Below are 14,345 nucleotides of genomic sequence, written 5' to 3' on the forward strand. Positions count from 1 at the left end.
ACTGAGTACGGGAGCAGGGCATCGGGTCGCCGGCGTCGATCACGTAGCCCCCCGAGTGATCGGCGCCGGCGGCGCCCCGTTTCGACGGGGCGCCTAGGCCACTACGGCCGTTTCCCGCAACTCCACACGTTCCGATTTCCGCATGCTGCTTTCGAACTCGCGTCGCGCGTTCACTGAGAACGGTCGCGCCAACCGATACCACCCGCCCTCGAGTCTTTCGGACTCGTCGTCGTACGGGTTGCTCTTGGTCAGCTCGGCCAGACGCGGGTGACGAACCGCGAACATGTCCGAACTCGGCAGGAAGTCCAGGTAAGTGGAGCCGTGGTCGACGCCCCAGCGAACCGCGTCGATCTCGTGCCACCACACCCCGACGAAGCTGCCGTACGTCCGTAGGTAGAAGCCGCGAGACCTGAGTTCCAGCACGACTTTTTGCTTCTTCTCGTGCGTTGCGCCCTCAAGCCCTTCGACCACCATGGTCACCGCGAAGAGCACGAAAAGCACCACCAACGCACACACTCGCACCGCGGTGCCCGCGGTCGCGGCGGCGATCGCCAAGGCGCAGACTTCGATCATCAGGGCGGCGAACCGGAAGGCCCACAGCTTGCGCTTGTCCCATCCGTTGACATGGATCTTCACCGCGTCTTCCACGACGTCGAGTGCTTCCTCGCGGGCAGCGTTCACCACCGGTTCGTCGGGAACGGTCCGCACCGCGGTGTTGTCGTCCTCGATCGCGACATCCACGTGCTTCACGAGAAAAGGCAGCAGCCGCTCCGCATCACGAGGTCTGAGGTCGATATCCGCTACCTGGAGATCACCATCGGGTTCCCGGGCGAGCCCCGCGGCATGGGCATCGAAATCCGATCCCGGGCGGATGACCAACTGGAACTCGTCGGATCCGCGCCGGTTCGGGTTGTACTCGCGAAACTTGAGGCTCAGGAAGACTTTGTCGATGTCCGACCACTGTGCCATCCAGGCCACCACGCCGTCTTTGACGCGAGTGATCCCGGCCGGGTCGAAGATCAGCTCATCGTCAGGGGGCGGTAGTTGCGGAACTCGATAGTGCCGCAGTAGATGAACACCGCGCATAGGACACCGGCGACAATGCGCACCGCGAGCTTGTAGTCCCCGATCACCCCGAACGCCATGACGACGGTTAGCGTGCCGAAGAGAAATACCAGCACCAGATGACCGAAGACCCCAGGCGTTCGTGAGATCACCAACCGCTCGTCGGTCATTTCATGACTCCCGGGGTCTCGAAGGCGACTTCCGTGTCGCGTTCGAGAACCGGCCAGACCTGCTTGACGTCCTTCGGCGCCAACTTCACCGCACTCCTCGGATCCCATCGATTTCAGGAGAAACGCGCACTCTGCGGTGTACCTCGATACTCGCTCAGCTTGTCCGGCCGGATCATGGTCATCGCGGTCCGGATTTCGGCGAACGCGGCGTCACTGAACGCCTCAGGAACCCTGTAGCCGTCCACGACGGGTGGAAGCGGACGGCCATCGAGGTTCGCCCCGATTTCCCACAGCCCCTTCAACGTTCGATGCCGCTTCGCGAACTCATCGTCAAGGGGGAAGAAGTCGATCATCCGCAAGGTGCGTTTGCCGTCGGTGACAGTGGTCAACCGAAGCTCGCGGAGTTCGTCCCAGCCCACCTCGAAGGTCGCCTTGTCACGGCGGAACCAGCGAATTCCCTTGACCGACACCGTGAACGTGGTGCACCAGCTCGCCTTTTTCCAGCGCGCTGGAGTGCAGAACCAAAGCAATCCCGGCGAGAGGAGTCCGATCGCCGCGATCGTCACGGTCGCTTCGCGGAGCTCCGTTCCGCGGTCCGCGGTGAAACCCACGACCCCGGAGATGACGGCGACCACGAAGATCACCCCGCAAATGCGCCAGAACTTCGCCGACGACCAGTCGTTGGGGGTGACTGTTCTCGATGCCGTCGCGGGCAGACCGGCAGGAGCCGCCACACCACCCAGCGGGCGAACTGACGAAAGCGAAAGCGAGGTGGTCACGGGTGCTTCGGTGGCAGGTTTGCGGAAACGTTTGTTCCGTCGCCAGTGGGCGAACAGCGCCAACCCCACGAACCCACCGACCATAGGTGCGACGCTCCACCACGGAACATCGCTCTTGAAATCCCGCGCGTAGTACCTACCGACCTCTTTGACTCGGACCGACTTACCGATATCGGCCGGCGTCAACTCGTCCGGGAACGACCGGGCCGCCACCACTTTCTCACTGTACCGGGACAAATACGGGCGGACATCGATGTCGCAGACCCAGTAGTAGCCGATCCCGGCGATGCTCAGCGGCCCTACCTCCTCGCAAGTCTTCGCCGTCGCCATATCGGCCAGCCCGCCCGTTCCCTCTTCACCGTCGGACACCATCCCGCGGCCGATGAGGGTCCAGCAGATCAGCGCGTAGAGGAGCACACCGAGGGTGGCAACGACCACCTTCCCTGGGGACCTGCGCGTGACTGTGGGAACGGCTTCGTACCCGGTCATCAGAAGACCGTTGTTCACTAGATCGACCCGGATATGCGTCGGGTTCCGGGCTGCTCGAAAATCGGCTCCTGCCCGGTAGCGCGCCTGGAGCCGACTGCTCCGTTCGCCTTCTCTGACGGCTTCGGTTCGCCGGTGGCGTTGATGGTCGTCTCTCGCCGGTCTCGCGCCTTGTCTTCCGACGCGCTCTTGACCACCTCTTTGACGGCCGTCTTTCCTGTTTCCTTCACCACCTCCCAGAACGCCCCCATTCCCGCGCCTTCGAACACGTCGCCCTTCTTGAGGAGATCGCCGACGTTCTTGTAGAAGTCCATCAACATGGACTTCGCGCGCAGGAGAACGCGCATCAGCTTCTCAGCCCACGTCATGGCTTCGGTGCTTTTTTCGATCGCGAAGGGAACACCCTCGGCCGCCAAAGCGGCGGGGTAGGCCGGCGGCGGGTACCTGGCGATGATCATGACGATCTTCGCCAGGGTGTCGGTGATCAGGTCGCGGATGATCGTTCGAACCACCGAAAGCACTGTCTTACAGATGTTGATGATGTTCCCGGCGCGCTCGGCGAGCCGTACGATTTCCCGGTACCCGTTAAGCTGCTTTTGAACGTAGGAGCGATACGCGTCAGCCGCGGCGCCTGACCACTCCATACAATTCTTTTGGACCTCATCGGTCAGTGCCTCGGCCGTTGTCTTGACGTACTTGCCGACCTCCAGCCATTTCTGCACTTCGAGATCTAGGGCGTCCTGGTCACCGGAGACCCAGTTAAGCGGTTCCTTCAAAAAGTCAACGTGTTCGATGATCCACCCAAAACCCCAGCTCATCAGGGTTTCCAGGGGGTTCTTGATGACATCGACGATATCCGGCACGGCTCCCGCGAGACTGAGAAGTCCCTCAGTCCAATCACCATTGAAGAGCTTTTCGGCGCCACCGAACACATCCTGGACGGCGCCCGCACCTTCCAGCGCGTTGTCCACCTTGTACTTTTCGGCGTCCGTTTCGCCCTTGGCGTTCTTGAGGACGTCGTTCTCAGCCACGTTCCACCTGCTCTGCCCGCTTCAGAAGGTCGATCGCATCCTGCTCGGTCACCCGACGCACCTCAGCCCACTTCCGTACCGCTGCGACATGGTGTTCACCTGCCGAGATCGCCGACTGCAGAGCCTCTCGCACATTCTCCGAAAGGTTGTTGCAGATCAACGGCATCCCGCACATGTTGCCGATCAGCCCGAAGGCCAACATGTCCACACGATCTCTGTCCGCGTCGAGCGCGACCCGCAGATGCTCGTGCGTCTCTTCCACCTGTTTGGCGTGCTCGTCGATCTGCACCGGATCGACGTTGAAGCCCTGATCGCCTTGTGGCTGCCCCATGATTTCCCTCCCTCAAGTACCCGCTCAGCGCAGGAAGTCGCCGCCGGTGAAGTAGTCGTCCTCGTGGTCCGCCTGCTGCCTGCGCGCGGCACGCGGCGGCGCGGGCTGGGCCGGAGGAGCGGGCGGCTTCGGAGCAGGAGGGGGCGGAGGAGCGTCGAGTTCGTCTTCGTTGACGAAGCGGTCGTCCTCGTCCACGGCCTGGTGACCGCCCTCGACGTAGCCCGTCGGTTCGGGTTCCGGGTACTCGTTGTGCAGCTGGTTGACCAGCTCGTTCATGGTCTCGGTGCCCGCGATGGACGGAACGCCTGCCTGCATCGCGCTCGCCAGTTTGCTCTGGGCGCTCTGGACGACGCGGAGGATCTCCTGCGCGAGGGCCGGGTTGTCCCGTACCGACGGGCCGATCTCCAGGCCCACCAGGTTCCCCGCGTGGTTGACCTTGACCGAGATCTGGCCGTCCTTGCTGCGTTCGGACACCGAGACGCCTTCGATCTCGGTGCGCATCTGATTCGCCTTCCGCTGGGCGTCGGCCAGCTTGGCCTCGAAATCGGCGAAAAGCTGCTCAGGGTTCGACACGCGAACCTCCCCTGTTCACGTCGTAGCCGTTCGGCGACCGAGTGTGGCATACCCGTCTGACATCGGGGAACGTTTCGCGGTGATCCACACCCCGGTCGTGTGGATCACCACAGGACCTCCGGTTTCCCCTACCCGATGTGGTGGCTTTCCCGGTGTTCGCGCTGGTCAGCGACCCATACCGTACCGGGCATGACGATTTCGGACTGGAAACGCGCGATCTACGCGCTTCTCGTACTTCCGGGGTATCTCGGTGGTGCGAAGGTCCAGCGCGGGCTCGCGCGGCGGTGGCTGGGGCGGGAGACCGGGGGACGGCCGCGGTTCGTGGCGGCGTTCGGGCCGAGTGCGGTCGCGTTCCTGCTCGCGCTGCTGCTCTTCTATCTCGTCGGGCGCATCGCGACCTATGGCCTCTTCTGGACCGGGAGCGATCCCGAAGGCACCTGGGGCGGACCGACGCTGGCGGGCGCGTGGATCGTGCACTTCTTGATCGCGGCCGGGATGGCCGTTCCGATTTTCCTGGCGCTCCGGCCACTCACGGGGCTCCAGGCTCGCCTTCTGGGCGGTTCCGCGGTAAAGGCGCACTGACCACCTAGAATGCCCGGATGAACAACACCGGCCGCAGGGGTCGCGAGCGGGCCGCGACCGATCAGGACATCCGGCGGACGGCGCGGGCGCTCCTGGTCGAGCAGGGGCCGGAGGCCGTGACCCTGCGGGCGATCGCGCGCGAGCTCGGCATCACGGCGCCGGCGTTGTACCGCTACTACGGCTCGCGTGACGACCTGGTCGAGCACCTTCGCGCGGACGTCGTCGCGGATCTCGCGGCCGGGCTGGCCGAGGACATCGCGCAGCTGCCGGACGAGGGCGCGCTGCAGCTTTTCGCCATCTGCAAGGGATTCCGGCGCTGGGCGTTGACCCACACCAAGGAGTTCACGCTGGTCTTCGCGTCGCCCGCGGGCGACGACACGTTGAGCAGGCTGGGCGAACCGTTCGGGCGGATCTTCCTCGCGGCGGCGGGCCGGGTGCTCGCGATGCACGATCTGGTGACGCCGTCGAACGACGTGGTCCCCGCCGAGCTGCGCGACGATCTCACGTCGTTCCAAGGGGAACTGCTGGCCGTACTCGAAGAATCCGGCGAGACGTTCCCGCTCGAGAAGCTCGACCTCGGCGTGACGTACCTGATGATCCAGTTCTGGGCCCGGCTCTACGGGCACGTCACGCTCGAGGTCTTCGGCAACTATCCGATCCCGTTCTCGAAACCGGACGTCCTCTTCGACGCGATGCTGGCCGATCTCGCGCGCGAGATCGGCCTGACCATCGACTGAGCTACGCCGCGTGGCCGCCGTCGACCGAAACGGTCGTCGCGGTCACGTAGGCGCTTTCCGGCCGTGCCAGGAACGACACGGTGGCGGCGACCTCCGACGGCGAGCCGTAGCGGTCGGACACCGTCAGGCTCCGCTGGTCGGCGGCGTACGGGCCGTCGGCCGGGTTCATGTCGGTGTCGGTCGGGCCGGGGTGGACGATGTTCACGGTGATGCCGCGCGGGCCGAGCTCCCTGGCCAGGCCCTTGGTCAGGCCCAGCAGCGCGGTCTTGCTCACCGCGTACAGCGACATCCCGGGACCGGGCACACGGTCCGAAACGCAGCTGCCGATGCTGATCACTCGCCCACCTTCGCCGAGGTGCCGGGCCGCGGCCTGCGTGGCCACGTAGACACCGCGGACGTTGACCGCGAGCACGCGGTCGATGTCCTCCAGGCTCGTCTGGTCGAGCGGGCCGACGAAGCCGACGCCCGCGTTGTTGACCAGCACGTCGAGCCTGCCGAACTCGGCGACCGTCGTTTCGACCGCGGACACCAGAGCGGCGGCGTCGGCATTGTCGGCCTGAACCGCCAGCGCGCGGCGGCCAAGCGCCTTGATCTTGTCCACGACGCCGGCCGCGAGTTCGGCGTTGTTCTGATAAGTGAGCGCGATGTCGGCGCCGTCCTCGGCGAGCCGGATCGCCGTGGCGGCACCGATCCCGCGGCTGCCGCCGGTCACCAAAGCCACCTTGCCGTCGAGGGTCATGCGGTGTTCTCCGTTCGATTTCGTTGTCCTTGAACAACTCCATCGAATCGCCTCATGACCCTCGACGCTGGCGCAAATCGGTCTTGGTGTCACAGCGGTCACCTGGCTACAGCACGATGTTGACCAAGCGTCCCGGCACGACGATCACCTTGCGCGGGGTGCCGTCGCCGACCAAAGCGGCGACCTTCTCGTCGGCCAGCGCGGCCGCCTGCACGGCGTCCTTGCCCGCGTCGGCGGGCACGGTGATCCGGGAGCGCACCTTGCCGTTGACCTGGATCGGGTACTCCACGGAGTCCTCGACCAGGTACTTCTCGTCGACGACCGGGAACGGCCCGTGCACCAGGGAATCCGCGTGGCCCAGGCGCTTCCACAGCTCCTCGGTCAGGTGCGGGGCCAGCGGCGCCAGCATCAGCACCAGCGGCTCCACCAGTTCCCGCGGCGTGGCGTCGGCCGCACCGTAGGCCTTGGTGACGTGGTTGTTCAGCTCGATCAGCTTCGCGCCGGCCGTGTTGAACCGCAGTTCCGCGTAGTCCTCGCGGACACCGGCGATCGCCTTGTGCAGCTGCTTGCGGTCCGCGTCCGTCGCGTCCACTGTGGACACCCGCAGCTCACCGGTCTCCTCGTCGACGACCAGGCGCCACAGCCGCTGCAGGAACCGCTGCGCGCCGACGACGTCCTTGGTCGCCCACGGCCGCGAAACGTCCAGCGGGCCCATCGACATCTCGTAGAACCGGAAGGTGTCGGCGCCGTAGTCGGCGGCCATCTGGTCCGGCGTCACGACATTCTTCAGGCTCTTGCCCATCTTGCCGTATTCCTGCTTGACCTCTTCTTCGCCGAAGAAGAACTTGCCGTCACGCTCCTCGACCTGATCGGCCTGGACGTAGACGCCGCGGGAATCGGTGTAGGCGTAGGCCTGGACGTAGCCCTGGTTGAACAGCTTCCGGTACGGCTCCTTGGACGACACGTGGCCCAGGTCGAACAGCACCTTGTGCCAGAACCGCGAGTACAGCAGGTGCAGCACCGCGTGCTCGACACCGCCGACGTACAGATCCGTGCCGCCCGGGTCTTCGACGCCGTGCTCGGCGGGACGCGGGCCGACCCAGTACGCCTCGTTCTCCGGCGCGACGAACACGTCCGGGTTGGTCGGGTCCAGGTACCGCAGCTGGTACCAGCAGGAACCCGCCCAGTTCGGCATGGTGTTGATGTCGCGGCGGTAGGTCTTCTTGCCCTGACCCAGGTCCAGTTCGACCTCGACCCAGTCGGTGGCGCGCGCCAGCGGCGAGGACGGCGTGCTGTCCTTGTCCTCCGGGTCGAACGTCACCGGCGAGTAGTCGGCGACCTCGGGCAGCTCGATCGGCAGCATGCTGTCCGGCAGCGCGTGGACCTGGCCGTCCTCGTCGTAGACCACCGGGAACGGCTCGCCCCAGTAACGCTGGCGCGAGAACAGCCAGTCGCGCAGCTTGTACTGGACGGTGCCGCGACCGTGGTCGTGCTCCTCCAGCCAGCCGATCATCGTCTTCTTGGCCTCGTCGACGCCCATGCCGTCCAAGAACCCGGAGTTGATCGCCGGTCCGTCGCCGGTGAACGCCTTACCGTCGAAACCTTCCGACGGCTGCACCGTGCGGACGATCTCCAGGCCGAACTTCTCGGCGAACTCCCAGTCGCGGGCGTCCTGGCCGGGGACGGCCATGATCGCGCCGGTGCCGTAGCCCATCAGGACGTAGTCGGCGACGAAGATCGGGATTTCCTTGCCGTCGGCCGGATTCACCGCGTAGGAGCCGGTGAAGACGCCGGTCTTCTCCTTGTTCTCCTGACGGTCCAATTCGGACTTCCGCACCGCGGCGGCACGGTAGGCGGCGATGGCTTCGGCCGGTGTGGCGGCCTCGCCGGTCCAGCGCGCGTCGACGCCTTCCGGCCACGTCGCGGCGGTCAGCTCGTCGACCAGCGGATGCTCGGGCGCGACCACCAGATAGGTGGCGCCGAACAGCGTGTCCGGGCGGGTGGTGAAGACCTCGATCTTCCTGTCACCGGAATCGAACGACACGCGCGCACCGTGCGAACGCCCGATCCAGTTGCGCTGCATGGACTTGACCTTCTCCGGCCAGTCCAGCAGGTCCAGGTCGTCGACCAGGCGGTCGGCGTAGGAGGTGATGCGCATCATCCACTGACGCAGATTGCGCCGGAACACCGGGAAGTTGCCGCGTTCACTGCGGCCGTCGGCGGTGACCTCTTCGTTCGACAGCACCGTGCCCAGCCCGGGGCACCAGTTCACCGGCGCCTCGGAGATGTAGACCAGACGGTGCGAGTCGATGATCTCCAGCTGTTCCGCGCGGGTCAGCTCGCACCAGTTACGGCCGTCCGGCGTGCGGCGCTTGTCCTGCGCGTACTCGGTCTCCAGCTCGACGATGGGCCGGGCCTTGCCCGCCTTCTCGTCGTAGTACGAGTTGAAGATCTGCAGGAAGATCCACTGGGTCCACTTGTAGTAGTCCGGGTCGATCGTGGAGATGCGGCGACGCTCGTCGTGGCCCAGACCCAGGCGCCGGATCTGGCGCAGGTAGGTCTCCATGTTCTCTTCGGTCGTCTTGCGGGGGTGCTGCCCCGTCTGGACCGCGTACTGCTCGGCGGGCAGGCCGAAGGCGTCGAAGCCCATCGTGTGCAGCACGTTCCGGCCGATCATGCGGTGGTACCGCGCGAAGACGTCGGTCGCGATGAAGCCCAGCGGGTGCCCGACGTGCAGGCCGGCGCCCGACGGATACGGGAACATGTCCTGGACGAACAGCTTGTCCGAGGGGACCTCGCCGCTCTCGTCCGCGAGCGGACCGACCGGGTTCGGTGCGTGGTAGGTGCCGTGGTCGGACCAGTAGTCCTGCCAGTGCTGCTCGATCCGGCCCGCCAGCTCCGCGGTGTAGCGGTGCTGAGGGGCCGAGTCGGCGCCTTCGCTCGCCTGGTTCATCGCCGAAATCCTCCGTGCTCATCCACGTCAAGCCACTCCAGAAACAACTCGACCCCCCAGCCCGGAGGGCATGAGGGGTCGCCGCGCTGGTCCCGGCCGATCTGCCGAGTTCAGCGCGGCAGGCTAAGGAGCAGCCGAGCCGTGTTCATGAGTCCAGTTTAACGCCCTGGTCAAAGCCGTTCCGAGGGGACCGCCAGAGCGATGAACTGGGTCACCTGCGTCGCGGAGAAGTTGTTGTCGCTGACCAGCACCAGGCTGCGCTCGCCGTTCGGCAGGCGCGGCCCCCAGGTCATCCCCTCGACGTTGTCCACAGTGGACAGCTTGAAGTCGGCGAGGTCCGCGAGCAGGCGCTTCTTGACCGGTTTGACCTTCTCGGCGCTGCCGAGCGAAGGGATCTTCGCGACGTTCGTGGCGCCCTTGGTGTCGATGGCGTAGATGCGGATCTTGTTGCCGACGCCGGTGACGAACGAACGCTCCATCACCAGGTAGCGCGTCGGATCGGCCTGGTCGACGGCCAGCAGCGACGAGACGCCGGTGGTCGCGAAACCGCCGGGCGGGTTCGGGGCCGCGAAGACCTTCTCCTGCGGGTACGCGTACTGCGCGAGGACAGGACCGAAGCGCGACTGCACGGTGATGCGCGAAAGGCCGCCTGACGTCGTGGTCGGCTCAGGGCCGTCCTGCAACAGCGGCCCCTCGACCGAGCTGGCGACGAGCGAGCCGAAACCGGCGAAGGTGATGCCTTCGAGGGCGAGGTTCTGCCGCGGCCCCGTCGTCTCGGTCATCTTTTCGTTGGCGGGGATCGGCAGGTCGCGGACGTAGGAGCCGTCGCGTTTCGCCTCGCGGATCGACGGGTCGATCCGCGCCGCGGCCGACCGCTCGCCCTCCTGCGACCAGACGTACTGGCCGGTCCAGGGGTCGACGCGCAGCTCTTCGGGGTCGATGGTCTGCATGTTCGGCGGCTGCGTGGGGTCGTTCTTCGCGAGCGGCGGATACGGCGTGCCGTCCGGACGCAGGAGCGGCTTCGTGCCGGTGAAGGTGACCGGGCCGAGCCCCTTGGCGTCGAGGGAGAACTTCGCGGTGTAGAACCGCGCCGGGTTGATGGCGGACCGGTCGTCGCAGATCAGCGCGTATTCACCGGTGCGGGGGTCGAAGTCGATACTGGACAGGCCGCCGACGATCGTGCCCTCGTAGGGCAGGAAGTTCGGGACGATCTGTTCCCCGATGAGGCGAAGCGGACGGTGGCCCGCTTCGGTGGCCGGTGCCGCCATCAGGGTGAGCGGAAGGGCCCCGATCAGGGCGGTTGCTATGACTCGGCGTGACATGGCCTGTAGCACAGTCGACCAGGGTATCCGGCAGGTTGCCGGGACGTCACGCTTATCCTCGTGGAGTGTTCGTCATAGCGCTGGTTCCGATCGTGCTGGGTGTCCTCGTCGCCTGGGGTGGTTTCCTCGGTCTGCGCGAGAAGCTGCCGCGTGACCGCGGCGCGGGCGTGCGCACCGCCGCCACCCTGCGCAGCGACGACGCCTTCCGCCTCGGCAACAAGGTCGCGGGGCTCCCGACGCTGGCGGGCGGCGTGATCGCCGTGCTCGCGGGGATCGCCGCGCTGGTCATGCCGACGACGTTCGGGCTGCTGCTCGCCTCGTTCGTGGGCGTGATCGGGATGGTCGCCCTGGTCGCGGGCGGGGGAGTGCTCGGCAACCGCGCCGCCGCGACGGTGCCCGAGCCCGAGCCGGAGCGGCCCGCCGGATGCAGTGGCTGCGCCTGCGGGACCTGCGGCGTCTTCAAGAAGGCCGACACCGCCACCGCTTAATTCCGCTGGAGGTCTCCCGGATGGGTGGCCAGCAGCGCCAGCGGGATGCCCTGACGCCGCAGCACCTGGCCCCAGAGGTCGTGGTGCGGCGAAGCGAGGACGTCGCTGGGCAGCGCCGGGACGATCACCCAGTCGTCGCGTTCGATCTCGTTCGCCAGCTGGCCGGAGTCCCAGCCCGCGTATCCGGCGAACACCCGCACCCCGCGCACCTTCGGGACCAGCATCTCGGGATCGGTGTCGAGGTCGACCAGCGCGACCGGACCGCGGACGGCGATCACCCCGGGCACGCTGGACGCCGTCTCACCGGTCCGTAACGCGGCCAGGCACAACGCCGTCTTCTTCTCGACGGGACCGCCGACGAACACCGACTGCGGTTCCGCCACGTGCCCGCCCCAGTTGGGCAGCACGTCGTACACCGGGACGTCACTCGGCCGGTTGAGCACTACGCCGAGCGTTCCCTCGTCCCGGTGATCGATGACGAACACGACGGTCCGCCGGAAGTTGGGATCGACCATCGTGGGGGCGGCGACCAGGAGCGTTCCCGGTTCGACCTCGGCGTCCGCTGGCACGTCCGCCATGATCCCACTTCGAGTGGAGACAAATCGTCCGGCCAGGGAACAACAGCATCACGAGCACCGTTGGACACAGAGGTCGGTGTGCTTTCCGTGTCCCCCGGGCTCACTGAAGAACCGCCTTTGTGGAATACCGTCCGGCTGGAGCCACACTGCGCATAGCCGCCGAGAGGCGACCCTAAAGCGCACCGACCACCTTCTTTAGGCTTCCCGCGTGACAACCAGGGCGTTCGTCCGCGATCCCGGCTTCCGCCGTCTGCTGTACACGCGGTTCTCCGCGCATTTCGGCAACGGCATGTATCAAGCCGGGCTGGCCGGAGCCGTCCTCTTCAACCCCGAACGCGCCGCCGACGCGCTCGCCATGGCCGGCGGGTTCGCGGCGTTGCTGCTGCCCTATTCGGTCGTCGGGCCGTTCGCGGGCGCGCTGCTCGACCGCTGGGACCGCCGGAAGGTCCTGATCTTCGCGAGCCTCCTGCGGTCCTTCACCATCCTCGCGACGGCCGTCGCCGTGGGCACGGGAGCGGCCGGGATCGGACTGTTCTCGCTGGCACTGGCGTCCGAAGGCGTCTCCAGGTTCATCGGCTCCGGCCTGTCCGCGTCGCTGCCGCACGTCGTCGAAGAGAAGTCCGTGGTCGCCGCGAACGCCTTCGCGGCGACATGGGGTTCGGTGCTCGCTGTCGTCGGCGGCGGCTGCGCGATCGGCCTCCGAGAGCTCACCGGCGCCGACAACGCCGGTTCCGCGTGGGTCACCGCCGTCGCCGCGCTGGGCGGGATCGGCGCCGCGATCCTCGCCGCGGGCTTCGAGCGCGGGCTGCTCGGGCCGTCGACGGTCGACGAGCCGTCGAATCCGGCCCTCGCCGTCGTCCGCGGCCTGTCCGACGGCGCGAAAGCGGCCTGGCGCACGCCCAGCGTCACGGCCGGGTTCATCGCGCTGTTCGCCCATCGCGCGTCGTACGGGATCTCGCTGCTGGTGACCGTGCTGCTGATGCGCAATCACTTCACCGACGCGGGGATCTTCCGCGCCGGCATCGAAGGGCTTGGTCAGATGGCGGCGTTCGCCGGGGCGGGGATCCTGGTCGCGGGGTTGCTGACCGCCCGGCTGATCCGGCTGTTCGGCAGGCTCCGCGTCGTGCTGGGCGCGCTGGTGCTGGCGGCGGTCGCGCAGTCCGCGCTCGGGCTGCCGATGGTGGTCCCGACGGCGTTGCTCGCGGCGTTCCTGGTGACCGGCGCCGGACAGGTCCTGAAACTCTGTGTCGATTCGTCGGTCCAGCTCGACGTCGCCGACGAGGCGAGGGGGCGGGTCTTCGCGCTCTACGACACGCTGTTCAACATCACCCAGGTCGCCGCGGTCTCGCTGGCCGCGACGGTGATCCCGGACGACGGCCGATCGTCCGGACTGCTGATCGCGGCCACCGTCCTCTACCTGGCCGGGGCCGCCGGTCACCTGCTCGCGGTGCGAAAACGGAGAACGAGTGATACGGCACGGGAGTTGGCATTAGGGTGACGCTTACCGACACCGGGTGGCGTATGCCCGGATCCAGTACTCGCGGGGGCTCAAGTGACGACGGCCGGTGACGACAGCGCACGCCTCGAAGCGCGCAACGCCGCCATGAAGGACCAGGTCGACACGCTGCTCGAACAGTTCGAGCGCCAGACGGCCCAGCTCCGGGACGCGCAGGAAGCCGCTTCGCAGACTTCCGCGACGGTGGTCTCGCAGGACGGTCTCGTCCGCGCCACCATCGACGCGACAGGCACGCTCGCGAAGCTCGAGATCCAGCCGAACGCCTTCGAGCGCACCAACCCCGCGCAGCTGGCCAACACCGTGCTGACGCTGGTGCGCCAGGGATCGCTGCAGGTCAAGCAGCAGGTCGCCGAGCTGATGGCCCCGATCACCGAAGGCCTGCCGGATCTCTCGGACCTCATCGAGGGCGCGCCTTCACTGCAAGGGCTGATGCCGTCGATCCCGGACTTCCTCGCGGAAGAGGAGGAGCCGGCCGCGCCGAAGAAGTCCGACGACGACTTCGAAGACCCGCTGCTGCGCAAGGACGACGCCCCGCCGCCGCCACCTCCTGTCGCCCCGCCCGCGCCGCCGACGCCGAAACCGATTCCCAAACGGGTGCGTCAGACACAGGACGATGACGAGGAAGAGCCGCCTTCGAGCTGGCTGACCAGGGGAGTCTGATGCCGAACGGTGGGGGTGGCGGCGGGTTCACCGCCGATCCGGACGCGGTCAAGACGGCCGCGGCCAAATTGGGGATCGCCGCGGATCAGCTGGACGACGCGGGCAAGGAACTGATGGCCGCGATCAACTCGCTGGGCCAGTGCTGGGGCAACGACGACGCCGGCAAGGAGTTCGCGAAGGACTACGAGCCTGGCGCGAAAGGGTCGTCCGAGGGGTTCGCGAACATCGTCGAGGCGCTGCGCGGCATGCAGCACAACGTCGAACGGTCGATGACCGCGTTCACGAACGCCGAGGAAGAGATCAAGACGACGCTGGACAAGAAGGTCTAGCGCCGT

General features: G+C 66.8%; 16 protein-coding genes. 6 read left to right on the forward strand and 10 right to left on the reverse strand.

Annotated features, from left to right (window positions below; all coding sequences use genetic code 11):
- Positions 1-93 precede the first annotated feature (93 nt).
- The 6 genes from IE302_RS18355 to IE302_RS18375 all read right to left on the reverse strand — a co-directional run bounded on the left by IE302_RS18355 (position 94) and on the right by IE302_RS18375 (position 4,435).
- On the reverse strand, positions 94-969 hold the full coding sequence (locus tag IE302_RS18355) for a hypothetical protein (protein ID WP_229907835.1): 876 nt from the start codon (positions 967-969) through the stop codon (positions 94-96).
- A 50-nt stretch (positions 970-1,019) separates the two neighbouring features.
- A complete protein-coding gene (locus IE302_RS42785; protein WP_229907836.1) occupies positions 1,020-1,235 on the reverse strand; it encodes a hypothetical protein in 216 nt (71 codons plus the stop codon).
- Positions 1,236-1,348: 113 nt separating this feature from the next.
- Positions 1,349-2,503: a DUF6346 domain-containing protein gene (locus IE302_RS18360; RefSeq protein WP_373308005.1), complete on the reverse strand. Its 1,155-nt coding sequence runs from the start codon at positions 2,501-2,503 to the stop codon at positions 1,349-1,351.
- Between the two features lie 17 nt (positions 2,504-2,520).
- Positions 2,521-3,531, reverse strand: a complete 1,011-nt coding sequence (locus IE302_RS18365; RefSeq protein WP_191255754.1) for a histone H3 family protein — start codon at positions 3,529-3,531, stop codon at positions 2,521-2,523.
- Positions 3,524-3,862 carry a hypothetical protein gene (locus IE302_RS18370; RefSeq protein ID WP_191255755.1) on the reverse strand — a complete coding sequence of 113 codons (339 nt, stop codon included), beginning with the start codon at positions 3,860-3,862 and terminating at the stop codon, positions 3,524-3,526. Before IE302_RS18370 ends, IE302_RS18365 begins: the two co-directional genes overlap by 8 nt.
- Positions 3,863-3,886: 24 nt before the next feature.
- Entirely contained in the window at positions 3,887-4,435 is a 549-nt protein-coding gene (locus IE302_RS18375; protein ID WP_191255756.1) for a YbaB/EbfC family nucleoid-associated protein, read from the reverse strand.
- Between the two features lie 189 nt (positions 4,436-4,624).
- On the opposite strand from IE302_RS18375, the gene IE302_RS18380 reads away from it, so the two are divergent.
- Both IE302_RS18380 and IE302_RS18385 read left to right on the forward strand, forming a co-directional pair.
- Positions 4,625-5,017 (forward strand): hypothetical protein, encoded by a 393-nt coding sequence (locus tag IE302_RS18380; RefSeq protein WP_191255757.1) that lies wholly within the window; start codon positions 4,625-4,627, stop codon positions 5,015-5,017.
- A 17-nt stretch (positions 5,018-5,034) separates the two neighbouring features.
- On the forward strand, positions 5,035-5,754 hold the full coding sequence (locus IE302_RS18385; RefSeq protein ID WP_191255758.1) for a TetR/AcrR family transcriptional regulator: 720 nt from the start codon (positions 5,035-5,037) through the stop codon (positions 5,752-5,754).
- Between the two features lies 1 nt (position 5,755).
- On the opposite strand, the gene IE302_RS18390 is transcribed toward IE302_RS18385, so the two are convergent.
- The 3 genes from IE302_RS18390 to IE302_RS18400 form a co-directional block, all read right to left on the reverse strand.
- Positions 5,756-6,493, reverse strand: a complete 738-nt coding sequence (locus IE302_RS18390; RefSeq protein WP_191255759.1) for a 3-oxoacyl-ACP reductase family protein — start codon at positions 6,491-6,493, stop codon at positions 5,756-5,758.
- A gap of 106 nt (positions 6,494-6,599) precedes the next feature.
- Positions 6,600-9,446 carry a leucine--tRNA ligase gene (leuS, locus tag IE302_RS18395; protein ID WP_191255760.1) on the reverse strand — a complete coding sequence of 949 codons (2,847 nt, stop codon included), beginning with the start codon at positions 9,444-9,446 and terminating at the stop codon, positions 6,600-6,602.
- A gap of 170 nt (positions 9,447-9,616) precedes the next feature.
- The gene (locus IE302_RS18400) at positions 9,617-10,768 is read right to left on the reverse strand and encodes an esterase-like activity of phytase family protein (RefSeq protein ID WP_191255761.1); all 1,152 of its coding nucleotides are present in this window, start codon (positions 10,766-10,768) and stop codon (positions 9,617-9,619) included.
- Positions 10,769-10,833: 65 nt separating this feature from the next.
- On the opposite strand from IE302_RS18400, the gene IE302_RS18405 reads away from it, so the two are divergent.
- The gene (locus IE302_RS18405) at positions 10,834-11,256 is read left to right on the forward strand and encodes an SdpI family protein (protein ID WP_191255762.1); all 423 of its coding nucleotides are present in this window, start codon (positions 10,834-10,836) and stop codon (positions 11,254-11,256) included.
- Here the strand turns inward: IE302_RS18405 and IE302_RS18410 are convergent.
- Positions 11,253-11,834, reverse strand: coding sequence for a YqgE/AlgH family protein (locus tag IE302_RS18410; RefSeq protein ID WP_039916602.1), 582 nt, complete (start codon positions 11,832-11,834; stop codon positions 11,253-11,255). The two genes, IE302_RS18405 and IE302_RS18410, sit on opposite strands and share 4 nt — an antisense overlap.
- 208 nt (positions 11,835-12,042) lie before the next feature.
- Between IE302_RS18410 and IE302_RS18415 the strand changes: the two genes are divergently transcribed.
- Genes IE302_RS18415 through IE302_RS18425 form a run of 3 tightly spaced genes read left to right on the forward strand, consistent with a single transcriptional unit; the run spans position 12,043 to position 14,339 of the window.
- On the forward strand, positions 12,043-13,332 hold the full coding sequence (locus tag IE302_RS18415) for an MFS transporter (protein ID WP_191255763.1): 1,290 nt from the start codon (positions 12,043-12,045) through the stop codon (positions 13,330-13,332).
- A gap of 54 nt (positions 13,333-13,386) precedes the next feature.
- Positions 13,387-14,010, forward strand: coding sequence for a YbaB/EbfC family nucleoid-associated protein (locus tag IE302_RS18420; protein WP_229907837.1), 624 nt, complete (start codon positions 13,387-13,389; stop codon positions 14,008-14,010).
- Positions 14,010-14,339: a WXG100 family type VII secretion target gene (locus tag IE302_RS18425; RefSeq protein WP_005154422.1), complete on the forward strand. Its 330-nt coding sequence runs from the start codon at positions 14,010-14,012 to the stop codon at positions 14,337-14,339. Before IE302_RS18420 ends, IE302_RS18425 begins: the two co-directional genes overlap by 1 nt.
- Positions 14,340-14,345 lie beyond the last annotated feature (6 nt).

The organism is Amycolatopsis oliviviridis, assembly GCF_014654365.1.
GTDB classification, from domain to species: domain Bacteria; phylum Actinomycetota; class Actinomycetes; order Mycobacteriales; family Pseudonocardiaceae; genus Amycolatopsis; species Amycolatopsis oliviviridis.